Raw genomic sequence first — 14,705 nt, forward strand, 5'->3', positions numbered from 1 at the left:
TGGTGCTTCTGCAAAACCAATAAGACCTCAAGAATCCGCTGGTGCTTCTGCAAAACCAATAAGACCTCAAGAATCCGCTAGTGCTTCTGCAAAACCAATAAGACCTCAAGAATCCGCTAGTGCTTCTGCAAAACCATTAAAAACCCAAAAATCCTCTCGTGTTTTATTAAAATTAAGTGATACTTTTAACAATCCACCAACCCCTAAAAAATTCATACTATCGCAAGATGATGCACAATTATTATATAGTCAAAAAGAATCTCATTACCAAATAGATAAATCTAATAATATTGAAATAAAAACAACTGAAATTAAAAAATTACTATGTGATTATCAACTAACCAATTTATACATTATATTATTTTTAGAAGATATTCATATCAAAGGTTTTATACTGCACATTAGCAAAGATCTAGTTACTATTATTGGACCAAATATAAAAGTAGAAAGCAATTCAACAGATAATCTTATAGGATCACCAAACAGAATTAACGTAAAAATTGAAATGATTCAAGGGATTGGTGATGTAGGAGTTTCTCTCTCTAGCTAAGATAAATTTGTATATCAATATGGATAGTGTTTATGTATTCGTATTGATATACAGTTATTACGGTAATGTGAAACCAATATTTCTTTTTAAATTTGCATTGAATCTATTAGTTCTTGCTCAAGTTGTTCTTGTGTATCATCTGTAACTAGTGATTTCGGAACCTTCTTTAATTAGTTAAGAATCTCGTTATTTCCAATGAACCGTTCCGGAATTGAAACGAATGATCTCCACTTTACTATACCTCTCCAATGTAATTACATGAAAGAAAGGTATATCCTTTGAACGTAAGTACTTCAATGGGAAAATAATCAGTATGTAAGAAGGTGTGTGTATTATCTAAATAAAAAAGTGCTAACAAGTTTGCAAACGAACTTGCTAACACCAATACAAAATAGACATAAATTATCGCCGATATGTCGTCTTTGAAAATAGCTTTAATCAGTTACATCATACTTATAAGAAATGCTCATAAAAACAGTCTTAATATCAAGAATATAATCATCCAGATATTCCTTTACTTTTAAGACGAAAACGAGGCATGATATTGATTTCTACCTCAGAGTTTGCGTCAAATAATAAAAAAATACGGTTTGTAAAACTAAAAATACAACAAGCTACAACCGGCATGAAATGGATTAAGATATTTAGAAATTTAAAAGATGATTTTCAAATAGGGGGAGAGGTGGATTTAGACCATATTCTCCAATATCCGAAAGATTATATTGTAGGAGAAAATAAAAGGGTGTTATTTCCATACAATGAGAGAATTTATAAAGTTCAAGGTACTAAAATAGAACCGGGTATAACAGTAAAGGAAAGAGAGTATTTATTTAAAGAATTTCAGCGTAAATTCTCTTATTTCACAATACTTCCAGAATGTAAAAAGGTAGCTACAAATAACAAAAATGAATTATTTCCTTTATTTGCACCAAAAGGATTAGAGACATTAATATTAGAAGTTTGGTCTGAAAATATAGCGCTGGAAATAGAACAAGCATTACTTGATAGCGAAATTGTTTTGACTAAAGTTGGTGAAAATTCTTATGTATTGAATACAGATTTTCCAGTGTTATTAAAGATTGTGAGATACAATATTGAAAAGGTGTTACAAAATCCATATAAAATGCAATATTGCCAAAAATATAAAACAAATCTTGTAGATGATGTTAAGAAAGCTGTCTATGCTACCGCGGGTAAGCGCAGTGATGCGACATTAGCATTAATCGCGATGAAAAATTGTGATGGACGCGAAAAAATTGATCCAAAACAAATCATTAGAGAGGGATTTGCACGAACAAACCGTATTTCAACATTTATTAATTTATTTATAGGCCAAAATGTATCTCGTAAAACAATTGTAAATAGTGTTTTTAGTCTATTAGAACAAAAAGGATTTTTGAGGCGTAGTTGGAATAAGATAAATCTACCTTGTACATATGTTAGTTTATCAATTGAACGAATATCGAAATTCGATTTCTTACCTATTTTTTCAAAAATAAAAGGAAAAGAAATTTTATATAAATTATATGGGAGTACAGAGTGGCAAACGATTGATTACGTATTATTAAATATAAATAAACATAATGCATTTTTACCACAACCATCAAAGAGAAATGATATGGGAGCTCTTTTTAAACAATATGTTTTCGAAACATTAATGGAAATTGTACAATATGCAAAAGAACAAAATAAACAAGTTTACTTCATTGTAGATGCAAATTTGAGAAAATATTGGATAAAAGAGTTACAAAATAAAGAAATTAATATAGATATTTTACCTGATATTGTTCCAGAGGTGTTAAAGGTTCCAAATTTAAATATTATTAGAATAAATACAGGTTTTGATGTACCAAGTTACGGTGTAATAGAATCTGATGATGCTCTAGATAGCATTGGCTTATATGCAGATCAAAAAGGGATGTATTATAGCACTGGTGAATATTCACTTAATTGTAGTGGGATTTTTCAGCGATATATACTTGAAATTCTACCATTAGGTGTAAAACCTGTAGAAAGGGATTATATCGCTAAAATGATACATTACATGTGCTGTAATTCTAGTATGCTTTCGAAAAAGAATGTACACATGACATATTCCATGCATATGGAAAAGATAATAAAGAGTTATATTACTGACATAGATGCAAGAGAGTTTAAAGAATTTAATGATGAATTGGATGTAGATGTAGTAAAAGTAGAAAAGAAAGATTCAATTATTCTACTTTAAATACTTGTAAACAAATCCTGCTCGTTATATCGATCAGGATTTGTCATTTTTTTATGTAAATAAGGATATCCTTTGTCAAGTATCTTTTCGTTTACATATTTACTTTATGTGCAGACAGGATTAATATGTTTTTTAGAAATACAAAAACTATTTCATATGGAAAAACGATTTTTATTAATTGAAAAAATTTGAAAGGAATGGGGAATTGTGAAGAAATTAGATGTGCTCTTAATGCTACTGAGCGGCCTCTTTCCAATTGCAGGACTTACAAAGCAAATCCCTCTAGAACAATCTATATATATTGGAGGGCTTTTATTTTTTACTAGTTTCGGTAGTTATTTTGCTAAAAAGATGTATTCACGTATATGCAGCTGGATAGCGTATGCGCCATTTATAACATTACTGTTAGTTATTTGGCATCAGGATATTGCAACAAGCTCAATCATAGCAAATGCGAAAATTGCTGCATGTGTCGCGTTAATTCCATGTTTATTCCGTTTTCGTACATATGGACTTACTTTGGGCTTATTCTCATTATGGGCCGCTTTACTATGGGATATAAAAGAAGTACAGTCGTTAGTCATACTTGAACGCATAACGAGTTTAATGACAAGCCATTATGTATATATATTACTATTAATTGGAGGACTTGTAATAGGAGGATTACTCGCGATGTTCATTCACCGCAAAGAGAAAGATAATAATAAAGAAAATATAAATCTACTTGGACCAAAAAAGAAACACAAAAGATTATCATTTAAGATTCGTCTTCCAAGATTACCGAAATTAAGGATAAAACTATTTAAGTTTGGTGGAAAAGAATCTAAAAGTAAAATGCCAGAAAAAATCCATGAGTATAAGTACGAAGAACCAGTTGCAACATATGAAATGACAGAGCAAATAGATCCATACAAAGAAAATGCAGTTCAAGGTCAAACAAGGATGGAACGCCGAAAAAATAGGTATAATGCATAATGAAGTTTAATAACCCCGTAATGACTTATCTTAATATTGATGAATCATTACGGTTTTTTTATGTAATGAAATGAAGGTTGCTATTGCGGAGGGGAATAGCATATTTTATAGATAGGAACTAAAATAAGGGGAGGATAAAATGCTTATCATTACATATATATCTGTTTGTATATTATTCTTAGTTAGCTTTTTACATGTATATTGGGCTTTCGGAGGTAATTGGGGGACAAATAGTGTTATTCCAACTAAATCAGGGGAAAAGGCGTTTACACCTCGCGCCGGAATGACATTGTTCATTGCATTATTATTAAGTATGGCAGCAATAATTTTGTTGCAACAAGCAAAAATTTTTCATTTTGCAGTTCCTAATGTTATTATTCAAGTCGGTTCCTGGATTTGTATGATCGTCTTTTCTATTAGAGTAATTGGTGAGTTTAATTATTTTGGTATCTTTAAACGACAAAAAGATACACACTTTGCTAGAATGGATACTGGTTTATATATTCCACTTTGTGCATTTTTATCTTTATCTTTCTTATTAGCAATAATTTTGTGAGTAAATAATAGTAGCTGCTTTTCTCAAAATACATGTAAACGTGAGAAATCTAAGGGTAAATAAAAAGGATGTAAGCGCCCTCTTGTCGAAATGTAAATTATTATGAAAGGCGGTGACACTATGAAGTATGTAAAAGTTAGTATGAATGGTGGAAGTGAACATAAATTCTCAATGACTTTAGATCGGTTTGAAGAACTTATTACTGCAGAGAATGGGATATTAGAAAATAAATTAGTATGTATTGAAAATGTAATGATTAATCCTACTAATATATCTTCTGTAGTTGAAAAAATTGGTGTACCGGCTAAGTTTATGGAAGCTTAAAATGTTAGATAAAAAACATCCATTGGGGATGTTTTTTAATTTATAAATATGATAATCGTACAGTAAATATTTGAGTAGATTTTATAGCAATGATTATGCATATATTAAGTACCTGAACATGGTGCTTAATACATGCACGAAATAATAAGTACAAGCATATATTATGTAGTAGGACAAGATCTTCGTGTCCTACTTAATACTCAGAAAAAACCTCTAATCACATAAGAGCGGCCAATTGCAGGGTGCTCTTATTTTTTATGAAAATCTACTACGAGCCTTATTTTATAGTAGGATGCAATAATAAAGGGCTATTTTGAAATAGTGTTTTTAGCCTTTAATTTTAAATTTATCTTTAACGTTAATAAATATTAAAAATAATATGATAGCAGAAATTAAGTTAGATAAGTAGAAATCTTGATGAAACAGTAGTTCGAAGATGACATAGAAAGTAACGAATAAGGCGATAGTAGGTAGTATGCAAATAAATATAAATCTCCAATTTTTTAAGTAATGTTTATAATTTGTAAGTACTTTATCCATAAATATAGCTCCTATATTTTTGTTTTTATATAATTATACATTTAGATACAAAGATTTTCAAAGTAAAATATTTAGCAATTCAAAAATATAAGGAAAGCTTTTGTTGAAAATCCAGATTGCTGTAGCAATCTGGATTTGACTTTAAAGAACTATACTAAAATGATACACTATAATCTACGTTATTTTTGAAATGAATAGAGGGATTTGTGTGATAGATAAAATTAAAAATGCTGTAGAGGATATGTACGAAGATGAGGCTAAAGATTTACTTCAAAGTATTCTCATACAGTTAAACTTATTAGAAGAAAACTACAGTGAAGATACAATTAAAAATTTGATGGATATTCCGAAACAATTAACAAGTAATCCTACTTATAAAAGGAATGTAAAAGAAAGTACGCACATACATATTGCTTTTGATGATTCAACGGCTGGTTGCTTAAAATATATGTTAAGTCAAGAAGAATTATTTGAAGAGAGTGTTGTTGCTTTTTCGGAATTCTTTTCAATTGGACCGATATATAGGTTGCATACGAATGAGGGGCAACTAGCAAGACAGAAGTGGTTAATAAATAACTTAACTGCTTATGATAGTTATTTTGAAGAAGAATATTTATCAAGATTTATAGCAACTATAGAAGAACTACATACTATTCCTGTTGAAACGCCTATTACAATTTGGAAGGCTGATAATGCACATGAACATGTAGGCTTAAGTTTTGTAATGGCACAATTAAAGGATAAGAAAAACATTCGAGTTATTAATACGTCTGAAGCAAGTAGAGAAATATTAAAACAAGAGTATGATATTCGTGGAACGGGAGAATTACCACCTGAAAGTTTAGCTCTATTCCAAAAAAGTTTTATAAAGCTACCTTATTTAACTGAAGAGAAGCGCATGAAGTTTGAAAATGAGTGGGATAGATTATCGGAAAGCATAGAATGTTTAAGAGTTTGGAAAGAAAATGAAGTGCATTCTGTACAGGAAGATTATTTTGATCAATTTATAATTGAATGCGCCAAAAGTGTGGGTGCTGATCGAGAGTTCCTTAAAGCTCCTAGAGTAATTGGTGAAGCACTTGGTCTTGTTGAACAATTAGTTGGAGATACTTTCTTAGAATATCGCTTGAAACAATTAATTAAACAAGAAGTATTTGAATTTGAAGGTTCGTTAGATGAAATGCGTTTTTATAGTGTGAAGTTAAGGAAATAATAAACACATTCTATTTTTGAAAGGCTCGTATTTTTAATAATACGAGCTTTTTAAGTTGAATTTGGGCTATACATAAGCTTCCCAGAGAGGGCATATCACATATGAATGGTAAAGGTAATGAATGAAAAGAAGGTGATTTGTTAATATGTATAACCAACAAAATTATCCATATGATCAAGCGATGTATTATAATCCACAAAACTACGGGTATGAACCTACAAATGAAGTGAGAGATATTGAACAAGAAGATTACAGACCAGATGATGCAGAAGATGCTCCAACGTCACCACCACCGTCACAGGCGCCGTCGTTACCGTCTACATTTGCTTCTCCGGCACAACCAGGTAATATGAAATCATGGATGTGTAACTGTCTAGGAAGATGGGGCTATTTACGCTTACATCGTCCTGGTCCTTTCGGAAGGGACTTATGGTTTTTTCCGACTGAAGTGAGAAGAAATGGAGTGTCAGGTTACACGTGGCAAGGTGGTCGTCGTCGTAAAGTAAGTTATCGCTATCAACAAATTAGTAATTTTATGTGCTTCGCATAAAGAGAAGTGGGAGAGTGAAACGATTTTACTCTCTCACTTTTTAATTTTTCAATATACGAAGTAAGATTTTGATTAAAAATTTACAATTTTCACGTTTTTATTAGAGTATAATGCATATGTTGGGTTGGTTTTCAAAAACAAATGAGAGTGAGGGAATACAATGTCAATGAAAAACAAAGTTGGGTTAAGCATAGAGGATGGCATTAATTTAGCTTCAGCTCAGTTTAAAGAAGATGCGTATGAAATTTATAAAGAATCGCGAAAAAAACAACCTATATTATTTGTAAACCAAGTTGAAATCGGTAAAGAATGGCTCATTACTAGATATGAAGATGCTCTGCCACTTTTAAAAGATAATCGTTTAAAAAAAGATTGGACAAATGTGTTTTCTCAAGATATAAAGAACATGTATCTTTCCGTTGATAATAGTGACCACTTAACAACACATATGCTAAATTCAGATCCACCTAACCACAGTCGTTTACGATCTTTAGTTCAAAAAGCTTTTACACCGAAGATGATTGCACAATTAGACGGAAGAATTGAGAGAATAGCAGATGATTTGATAAGTGATATAGAGCGAAAAGGTACATTAAATCTTGTGGATGATTATTCATTTCTGTTACCAATTATTGTAATAAGTGAGATGCTCGGTATTCCAAAAGAAGATCAAGCGAAATTTAGAATTTGGTCTCATGCTGTTATTGCATCACCAGAAACACCTGAAGAAATAAAAGAGACCGAAAAACAACTATCTGAGTTTATTACATATCTTCAATATTTAGTTGATATTAAACGAAAAGAGCCAAAAGAAGACTTAGTGAGTGCTTTAATACTTGCAGAGAGTGAAGGGCATAAACTTAGCGCTCGGGAACTATATTCAATGATAATGCTATTAATTGTAGCAGGTCACGAGACGACAGTGAATTTAATTACAAATACGGTATTAGCACTTCTTGAAAATCCAAATCAATTACAGTTATTAAAAGATAATCCAAAACTAATTGATTCGGCTATTGAGGAAGGATTGCGTTATTATTCTCCAGTTGAGGTTACAACTGCAAGATGGGCAGCGGAACCTTTTCAAATTCACGACCGAACAATCGAAAAAGGAGATATGGTTGTCATTGCCTTAGCTTCTGCAAACCGTGATGAAACTGTATTTGAAAACCCAGAAGTATTCGATATTACTCGGGAAAATAATCGTCATATTGCGTTTGGTCATGGTAGCCATTTCTGCTTAGGAGCTCCACTTGCGAGGTTAGAAGCAAAGATTGCTATTACTAATTTGTTTAATCGAATGCCTGAACTAAAAATAAAAGGGAATCGTGAAGAAATTAAATGGCAAGGTAACTATTTAATGCGTTCTTTAGAGGAATTGCCTTTAACTTTCTAGAATAGTTAAAAGGAGACATGCATACATCGAAAATGATTTACATAGAGTATGTATGTGTTATTTAAATTCGAAACGGAAGGGTGAAGACATCCCAATGATCAACTAATTCTATTTGTAAGAGATCTTCGTTAAAAAACGAAATATTCTTCTGAATAGGGTTAGTCTGTACATTTATAGAAAAGGGATGTATTTCGCTCTGCGAATATATAGTCTTTTTATATGATTTGTGCTGCCTCCTGTTCAGAACATGAAATAGGAGGCTTTTTTATGTCGACAAATGTAGTAACGAAACAAAACAATGGGGTATCACAAGTATTAAAAAATCGGTTTGTTCAAGGGATTTTAGCATCAGCATTATTTTTACAAATAGGAATATGGGTTCGAAACTTTGCGGTATTACTATATGTAATGGAAATGACAAAAGGTGATGCTTTTGCTATTTCGATGATTTCAGTTGCTGAATTCGCTCCAATTTTTATTTTTTCATTTATTGGCGGTACTTTTGCTGATAGGTGGAAGCCAAAGAAGACAATGATATGGTGTGAAACGTTAAGTTCCATTTCAGTATTCGCTGTATTAATTACGCTTATGTTTGGAACGTGGAAAATTGTGTTTTTTGTGACACTCATCTCTGCAATCCTTTCACAGTTTTCACAACCATCTGGAATGAAATTGTTTAAACAACATTTATCAACGGAACAAATTCAATTAGCAATGTCTATATATCAAACGATATTTGCAATATTTATGGTATTAGGACCAATACTAGGGACATTTATCTTTCATAGTTTTGGAATTTATATTTCAATCATCATAACAGGTATCTCGTTTTTACTTGCGGCAGTTGTATTGTTATTCCTTCCGAAAGATCTTGAAAACGACGTAGAAAAGAAAGGTATCACTCTGTTGCAGGAGATGAAGGATGGTATTAAGTATGTCAAAAAGAAAAAAGCATTAACTTTGCTAGGGCTTTGTTTTATGGCTGCAGGACTAGGTATAGGATTAATTCAGCCATTAGGTATATTTATTGTGACTGAGCAGTTAGGATTATCAAAAGAGAGTTTACAGTGGCTACTAACAGTAAATGGTGCGGGAATGATTGTTGGCGGAGCATTAGCAATGGTATTTGCGAAAAACGTTGCTCCGCAAAAGATGTTAATTATCGGTATGCTTGGTCAAGCAATTGGTATTGGCATTATAGGATATTCTACAAATTTATGGGTGACACTTACAGCGCAGCTTTTTAGTGGTTTAGCTCTTCCGTGTATCCAAATTGGTATTAATACGCTTATTATTCAAAATAGCGATACCGATTTTATAGGTCGTGTAAATGGTATTTTAAGTCCGCTTTTTACCGGTTCAATGGTAGTAACGATGAGTATAGCTGGCTCATTAAAAGAGATGTTTTCATTAAGTATGATGTATGAAGGGACGGCTTTACTTTTTATAATTGGATTATTGTTTATTTTACCTATATACAATTTAAAGCCAGTAATAGCGGTAGAAAGTGAAATAAGTGGTAAAGGAAGTGCCGTACAAAATGAATCCTAATCCAAATGTTAAATACCCTATTGAAGGAAATCAAAACGTTCAATTTATAAAAAATATAATAACAAAACCTAATATACTTGTTGGTGAATATTCTTATTATGATGCGAAAGATGGAGAAACATTTGAAGATCGAGTATTACATCATTATGAATTTCTTGGAGATCGTCTTACTATTGGAAAGTTTTGTTGTATTGCATCTGGAGTTAACTTTATTATGAACGGAGCGAATCATCGGATGGATGGATTTTCGGCATATCCATTTAATATATTTGGAAATGGGTGGGAGAAGTATACACCTAGTTTGTCTGATTTACCTTATAAAGGTGATACAGTTATAGGAAATGACGTTTGGATTGGTATGGATACAACAATTATGCCCGGAATAAAAATAGGGGATGGTGCAATCATTGCAGCTAAATCTGTTGTGACTAGAGACGTCGCACCATATACAATTGTTGGTGGAAACCCTGCAAATAAAATAAAAGAGAGATTTTCAAATGAAATAATTCAAGAATTATTGCAAATTCAATGGTGGCATTTTGATATTGAAAAAATAACTGGAAATATTGATGCTATTGTACGCGGAGATATTGAACCATTAAGAAAGCTAAAAAGGGAATGAAAAATGGATGACAAATAGTATCATACCTCCGAATTTTGTTAATGATAATAGAACAAGGAGGTGTGATACTATGGCACAAGACGTTTTATGTGAAGTAAACAACTGTAAATTTTGGGCGAACGGTAATAAATGTAGTGCAGAGGCAATTTACGTAGTAAGTCATAAAGGTAAACATGCATCTACAACGGAAGAAACAGATTGCAAAACATTCGATCCAGAAGTGTAAATTCTTTAAGGGTAGCCAAATCGTGGTTGCCCTTTTATTAATCATAGTATTGATAATAAATATCATTTTCATTCATTGATTTTAGCTTTTTTTGTTATTTTTTCATATTTTCTTCATAAGTGATGTAATCCAACTCAATTCATGTTCAATTCGTGATTTACTAAATTCAATGACTTCAGTAATAAAGGGTGAGGTAACCTCTAGAGACTGAATAGCGGTAAGTTGATTATGTAGTACGTTTTGACGTACAGTCAAAATCTCTTTTCTAGCTTCATATTCAAGTTTTTCAAATAGCGCGATACGAACAAGAAATTCTGCATTATTTGTCGCAAGTTTTTCGGGAAACTCTCGTAACATTTCAGAAAAAATTTCTTCTCCTGTTTCTGTTATATCGTACATATTTCGGTTTGGTTTTCCAACTTGTTTATGTATTTTTTTCGTTATAGCACCCATATTTTCAAAGCGCCTAAGGGCAGGGTAAAGCATGTTGTGATTTAATTCAAAATTCTCACCTAAACGATTTTGAACATTTTTTTTGATTTCATATCCATGTTTTGGTCCGGTCGTTAATTCTGCTAGTAGTAAAATGTCAACGTACATAAAAATCCCCCTTATATATTTCTCAAGTTCTCTAATGAAAAATCCCCTTTAGTATATGTTAAAATAACATATGATAGTTTATACAACTTTGAACTGCCGACCTATCACTTTTATTGTAAAAGAAAAGGGAGGAAAGAACTATGGCTTCACCTGAAAATGTTATTTTAGTTCATGAAATTTCAAAGCTGAAAACAAAAGAAGAATTATGGAATCCATATGAATGGTATCGTTTGATGAGGGATAATCACCCAGTTCATTATGATGAAGAGCAGGATGTATGGAATGTTTTTTTATATGATGATGTAAATCGTGTTTTATCAGATTATCGCTTATTTTCAAGTAGAAGGGAGCGCAGACAATTCTCAATCCCTCCTTTAGAAACTAGAATAAATATAAACTCTACAGATCCACCAGAACATCGCAATGTACGTTCCATTGTTTCTAAGGCATTTACTCCAAGAAGTTTAGAACAGTGGAAACCTCGAATACAGGCTATCGCAGATGAACTTGTACAACATATCGAAAAATGTAGTGAAGTTAATATCGTTGAACAGTTTGCTGCACCTTTACCTGTTACCGTTATTTCTGATTTATTAGGAGTCCCAACAACAGATCGTAAAAAAATTAAAGAATGGTCTGATATTTTATTTATGCCGTATAGTAAAGAAAAGTTTAATGATCTGGATGCTGAGAAAGGGATAGCATTAAATGAATTCAAAGCATACCTTCTACCGATTGTTCAGGAAAAGAGATATCATTTAACCGATGATATCATTTCTGATTTAATTCGAGCTGAATATGAAGGCGAAAGATTAACCGATGAAGAAATTGTAACCTTTTCATTAGGTTTACTAGCAGCTGGGAATGAAACCACTACAAATTTAATTAATAATAGCTTTTATAGCTTTTTAGTAGATTCACCTGGAATTTATGAAGAGTTAAGAAAAGAACCTAACTTAATTTCAAAAGCGATTGAGGAAGTATTACGCTATCGCTTTCCTGTTACATTAGCCCGGAGGATTACAGAGGATACAAATATATTTGGTTCTTTAATGAAAAAGGATCAGATGATTGTTGCGTGGGTTAGTGCAGCGAATTTAGACGAGAAAAAATTTTCACAAGCCTCTCAATTTAATGTACATCGAACAGGAAATGAAAAGCATTTAACCTTTGGGAAAGGTCCTCACTTTTGCTTAGGAGCACCACTTGCACGTTTAGAGGCTGAGATTGCATTAACTACCTTTATAAATGCTTTTGAAAAAATAGAGCTATCTCCATCTTTCTGTTTAGAAAAATGTATATTGGAAAATGAACAAACATTAAAATACTTACCTATTCGATTGAAAGCTAAATAAAAATCTTAACAAGGTGCATACATTTGCATCTTGTTTTTTGTTTCTCAATTGTGAGTTTTCGGCAATCACCTTAATATGGAATTGTATAAAACGTAGAGGAGGATTCTTATGTTGACTTGTAATGGAAGTAAATCATTTCAAAAGTTTATTAAAGGTGTTACAGATCTTATGGAAAACGGTTTATTTGAAGAAGAAATAGTGTGTGGCATTGAAAAGTTACTAGAAGAACTTTTAGAAAAGAAAACATGGCTTCCGTTAGATAAACAGAAGGCCAATTTGACTCAATATGCACGACATTTATTGTATGAAGATCCGCTCAAACGTTTTGAAGTACTAGCTCTCGTATGGAAAGATGGACAATCTACACCTTTACATGATCATGACGGCACATGGGGAGTAGAAGGCGTTTTTTCAGGAAGGATTATGGTGCAGAACTTTATACAAACGAAACAACTTGGAAATTCACTTGTTTATTTAACACATACAGGAAATCTTTATTTGGGAGAAGGAGAAACAGATAAAGTAATTCCACCAGCGGATTGTCATATTCTTGAAATTAGCAAAAATGAAAGCGTTATTACGATTCATGTCTATGGAAAACGGTTAGAAAAGTTTAAAGTATATATCCCAACTGAAGAAAAAAATGTGTACATGTGTGAGACAAAATACATTAGTTATAATTCATAGTTTAAAATCCAAAGCTTTTTTAAAAAGAAAAGCTTTGGATTTTATTTTTAATTATTTCTTGACCTGAAACGCTTTTCATAAATTATAAATAAGAAGTACCTCACGAGGATTGTATGAAAACGATACCTAATAATTAATTAGAACTCGTGTATTTATAGAAAGTGGTGAAGAAATAATGAAATTAATCGCAATTGATTTAGATGGAACTCTTCTTTCGGGGAATAAAATGATAAGTAAAGAAAATGCAGAAGCAATTCGAACATGTCAAGAAGCTGGCCATGTTGTAGCAATTTGTACAGGACGTTCTATTGTTGACATTGAGCGATTATTGTTAGAAGTTGATTTAGAGTGTCCAATCATTGCGGAAAATGGTGCTCTTATATATAAAGATAAAAAAATGATGAAGAGATATCCAATTCAAAATATGCAGGCACTTGAAATTGTAGAATATCTTGAAGAGAATGGTTTATATTATCAGCTCTATACTGATAAAGGTGTGTATGTACCGGATTATGGAGTAGAGAGTGTACGTAATGAAATTGAGCATGTGAAGAATTCAAAAGAAAATTTCGACTTGAAAGAGTTAGAAACAATCGCAGCATTATATCTTGAGCATACAGCGTTTCATAGTGCGGAAAGTTGTAAACCAATTGTAGAAACAGATATACATGTGCATAAACTATTACCATTTTCTTATGAAATTGAGAAATTAAAAAAACTCAAAGAAACATTTCTTCATAATACAGATTTAGCAATTACATCTTCATATTGGCACAATTTAGAGATTAATCATCGAGATGCTCAAAAAGGGAATGGATTATATACTTTAGCAGAACATCTTAATATTCCGGTTGAAAACACTGTAGCGATAGGTGATGGGCTAAACGATGTTTCTATGATGGAAAAAGCGAACATATCAATTGCAATGGGGAATGCAGTTGAAGAAATAAAAGCAATGTGTAAATACGAAACGTTATCAAATGAAGAACATGGTGTGGCACATGCTTTATATAAATATGTAATGTAATTAAAAAAAGAAAAAAGAATCCAAATGGATTCTTTTTTCTTTTTATTAGGGGTAAGGTATTCTATGAGATTCATAGAAGCCTTATTACATTTTATTATATAGAATATATTGGAATAAATGTTTATATTTTTCATGAAAATTGTGAATATTTTATGAACTTTATACTTATTGCATGTTTATACCGCTATTAGTGACGCGTATGACTCTCAAGTGAAAGTTCAGTGAATGTAAGGAGGAATTCAAGTTACCTAGACAATAAATGAGGAATGAACGAAATATATACTAATTAAAGGTGTATTCAGTATA

Annotated in this window: 16 protein-coding genes; 14 read left to right on the forward strand and 2 right to left on the reverse strand. The window is 31.8% G+C overall.

The window, feature by feature from the left end:
* The first annotated feature begins 97 nt into the window (after window positions 1-97).
* The 5 genes from AC1Q8M_RS09295 (at window position 98) to AC1Q8M_RS09315 (ending at window position 4,632) form a co-directional block, all read left to right on the forward strand.
* Window positions 98-550: a hypothetical protein gene (locus AC1Q8M_RS09295; protein WP_335407623.1), complete on the forward strand. Its 453-nt coding sequence runs from the start codon at window positions 98-100 to the stop codon at window positions 548-550.
* A 544-nt stretch (window positions 551-1,094) separates the two neighbouring features.
* Window positions 1,095-2,777, forward strand: a complete 1,683-nt coding sequence (locus AC1Q8M_RS09300; RefSeq protein WP_000626126.1) for an RNaseH domain-containing protein — start codon at window positions 1,095-1,097, stop codon at window positions 2,775-2,777.
* Between the two features lie 207 nt (window positions 2,778-2,984).
* Window positions 2,985-3,752 carry a DUF3959 family protein gene (locus AC1Q8M_RS09305; protein WP_098361596.1) on the forward strand — a complete coding sequence of 256 codons (768 nt, stop codon included), beginning with the start codon at window positions 2,985-2,987 and terminating at the stop codon, window positions 3,750-3,752.
* A 139-nt stretch (window positions 3,753-3,891) separates the two neighbouring features.
* Window positions 3,892-4,308: a DUF3995 domain-containing protein gene (locus AC1Q8M_RS09310; protein ID WP_000905591.1), complete on the forward strand. Its 417-nt coding sequence runs from the start codon at window positions 3,892-3,894 to the stop codon at window positions 4,306-4,308.
* Window positions 4,309-4,428: 120 nt separating this feature from the next.
* Window positions 4,429-4,632, forward strand: a complete 204-nt coding sequence (locus AC1Q8M_RS09315) for a hypothetical protein (RefSeq protein ID WP_000878368.1) — start codon at window positions 4,429-4,431, stop codon at window positions 4,630-4,632.
* Window positions 4,633-4,959: 327 nt separating this feature from the next.
* Here AC1Q8M_RS09315 and AC1Q8M_RS09320 read toward each other — a convergent pair whose 3' ends face one another.
* On the reverse strand, window positions 4,960-5,172 hold the full coding sequence (locus AC1Q8M_RS09320) for a hypothetical protein (RefSeq protein ID WP_000362073.1): 213 nt from the start codon (window positions 5,170-5,172) through the stop codon (window positions 4,960-4,962).
* Between the two features lie 208 nt (window positions 5,173-5,380).
* Here AC1Q8M_RS09320 and AC1Q8M_RS09325 point away from each other — a divergent pair, with 208 nt between their 5' ends.
* The 6 genes from AC1Q8M_RS09325 to AC1Q8M_RS09350 all read left to right on the forward strand — a co-directional run bounded on the left by AC1Q8M_RS09325 (window position 5,381) and on the right by AC1Q8M_RS09350 (window position 10,730).
* On the forward strand, window positions 5,381-6,385 hold the full coding sequence (locus AC1Q8M_RS09325; RefSeq protein ID WP_000565684.1) for a DUF1835 domain-containing protein: 1,005 nt from the start codon (window positions 5,381-5,383) through the stop codon (window positions 6,383-6,385).
* A gap of 145 nt (window positions 6,386-6,530) precedes the next feature.
* On the forward strand, window positions 6,531-6,935 hold the full coding sequence (locus AC1Q8M_RS09330; RefSeq protein ID WP_000282687.1) for a hypothetical protein: 405 nt from the start codon (window positions 6,531-6,533) through the stop codon (window positions 6,933-6,935).
* Between the two features lie 160 nt (window positions 6,936-7,095).
* Window positions 7,096-8,331, forward strand: coding sequence for a cytochrome P450 family protein (locus AC1Q8M_RS09335; RefSeq protein ID WP_098400259.1), 1,236 nt, complete (start codon window positions 7,096-7,098; stop codon window positions 8,329-8,331).
* A 267-nt stretch (window positions 8,332-8,598) separates the two neighbouring features.
* On the forward strand, window positions 8,599-9,882 hold the full coding sequence (locus AC1Q8M_RS09340) for an MFS transporter (RefSeq protein WP_000106403.1): 1,284 nt from the start codon (window positions 8,599-8,601) through the stop codon (window positions 9,880-9,882).
* On the forward strand, window positions 9,872-10,504 hold the full coding sequence (locus AC1Q8M_RS09345) for a Vat family streptogramin A O-acetyltransferase (RefSeq protein WP_098400262.1): 633 nt from the start codon (window positions 9,872-9,874) through the stop codon (window positions 10,502-10,504). Before AC1Q8M_RS09340 ends, AC1Q8M_RS09345 begins: the two co-directional genes overlap by 11 nt.
* A gap of 70 nt (window positions 10,505-10,574) precedes the next feature.
* Entirely contained in the window at window positions 10,575-10,730 is a 156-nt protein-coding gene (locus AC1Q8M_RS09350) for a DUF1540 domain-containing protein (protein WP_000046095.1), read from the forward strand.
* 102 nt (window positions 10,731-10,832) lie between these two features.
* Here AC1Q8M_RS09350 and AC1Q8M_RS09355 read toward each other — a convergent pair whose 3' ends face one another.
* Window positions 10,833-11,330 (reverse strand): PadR family transcriptional regulator, encoded by a 498-nt coding sequence (locus AC1Q8M_RS09355; protein ID WP_000289121.1) that lies wholly within the window; start codon window positions 11,328-11,330, stop codon window positions 10,833-10,835.
* A 140-nt stretch (window positions 11,331-11,470) separates the two neighbouring features.
* Between AC1Q8M_RS09355 and AC1Q8M_RS09360 the strand changes: the two genes are divergently transcribed.
* From AC1Q8M_RS09360 to AC1Q8M_RS09370, 3 genes are all read left to right on the forward strand, one after another.
* Window positions 11,471-12,685: a cytochrome P450 gene (locus tag AC1Q8M_RS09360; protein ID WP_098361599.1), complete on the forward strand. Its 1,215-nt coding sequence runs from the start codon at window positions 11,471-11,473 to the stop codon at window positions 12,683-12,685.
* Window positions 12,686-12,793: 108 nt separating this feature from the next.
* The gene (locus tag AC1Q8M_RS09365; protein WP_000954437.1) at window positions 12,794-13,372 is read left to right on the forward strand and encodes a cysteine dioxygenase family protein; all 579 of its coding nucleotides are present in this window, start codon (window positions 12,794-12,796) and stop codon (window positions 13,370-13,372) included.
* Window positions 13,373-13,547: 175 nt separating this feature from the next.
* Entirely contained in the window at window positions 13,548-14,399 is an 852-nt protein-coding gene (locus AC1Q8M_RS09370) for a Cof-type HAD-IIB family hydrolase (protein ID WP_000766385.1), read from the forward strand.
* Window positions 14,400-14,705 lie beyond the last annotated feature (306 nt).

This window comes from Bacillus sp. GW823-FHT06A10, assembly GCF_058795375.1.

What these genes read in the sequence shown, in the direction of transcription:
- AC1Q8M_RS09310 (WP_000905591.1), top strand. Translation starts at nt 3,892, where the DNA reads ATGCTTATCATTACATATATATCTGTTTGTATATTATTCTTAGTTAGC.
- AC1Q8M_RS09315 (WP_000878368.1), top strand. Translation starts at nt 4,429, where the DNA reads ATGAAGTATGTAAAAGTTAGTATGAATGGTGGAAGTGAACATAAATTC.
- AC1Q8M_RS09320 (WP_000362073.1), bottom strand. Translation starts at nt 5,172, where the DNA reads ATGGATAAAGTACTTACAAATTATAAACATTACTTAAAAAATTGGAGA.
- AC1Q8M_RS09330 (WP_000282687.1), top strand. Translation starts at nt 6,531, where the DNA reads ATGTATAACCAACAAAATTATCCATATGATCAAGCGATGTATTATAAT.
- AC1Q8M_RS09335 (WP_098400259.1), top strand. Translation starts at nt 7,096, where the DNA reads ATGTCAATGAAAAACAAAGTTGGGTTAAGCATAGAGGATGGCATTAAT.
- AC1Q8M_RS09340 (WP_000106403.1), top strand. Translation starts at nt 8,599, where the DNA reads ATGTCGACAAATGTAGTAACGAAACAAAACAATGGGGTATCACAAGTA.
- AC1Q8M_RS09345 (WP_098400262.1), top strand. Translation starts at nt 9,872, where the DNA reads ATGAATCCTAATCCAAATGTTAAATACCCTATTGAAGGAAATCAAAAC.
- AC1Q8M_RS09350 (WP_000046095.1), top strand. Translation starts at nt 10,575, where the DNA reads ATGGCACAAGACGTTTTATGTGAAGTAAACAACTGTAAATTTTGGGCG.
- AC1Q8M_RS09355 (WP_000289121.1), bottom strand. Translation starts at nt 11,330, where the DNA reads ATGTACGTTGACATTTTACTACTAGCAGAATTAACGACCGGACCAAAA.
- AC1Q8M_RS09360 (WP_098361599.1), top strand. Translation starts at nt 11,471, where the DNA reads ATGGCTTCACCTGAAAATGTTATTTTAGTTCATGAAATTTCAAAGCTG.
- AC1Q8M_RS09365 (WP_000954437.1), top strand. Translation starts at nt 12,794, where the DNA reads ATGTTGACTTGTAATGGAAGTAAATCATTTCAAAAGTTTATTAAAGGT.
- AC1Q8M_RS09370 (WP_000766385.1), top strand. Translation starts at nt 13,548, where the DNA reads ATGAAATTAATCGCAATTGATTTAGATGGAACTCTTCTTTCGGGGAAT.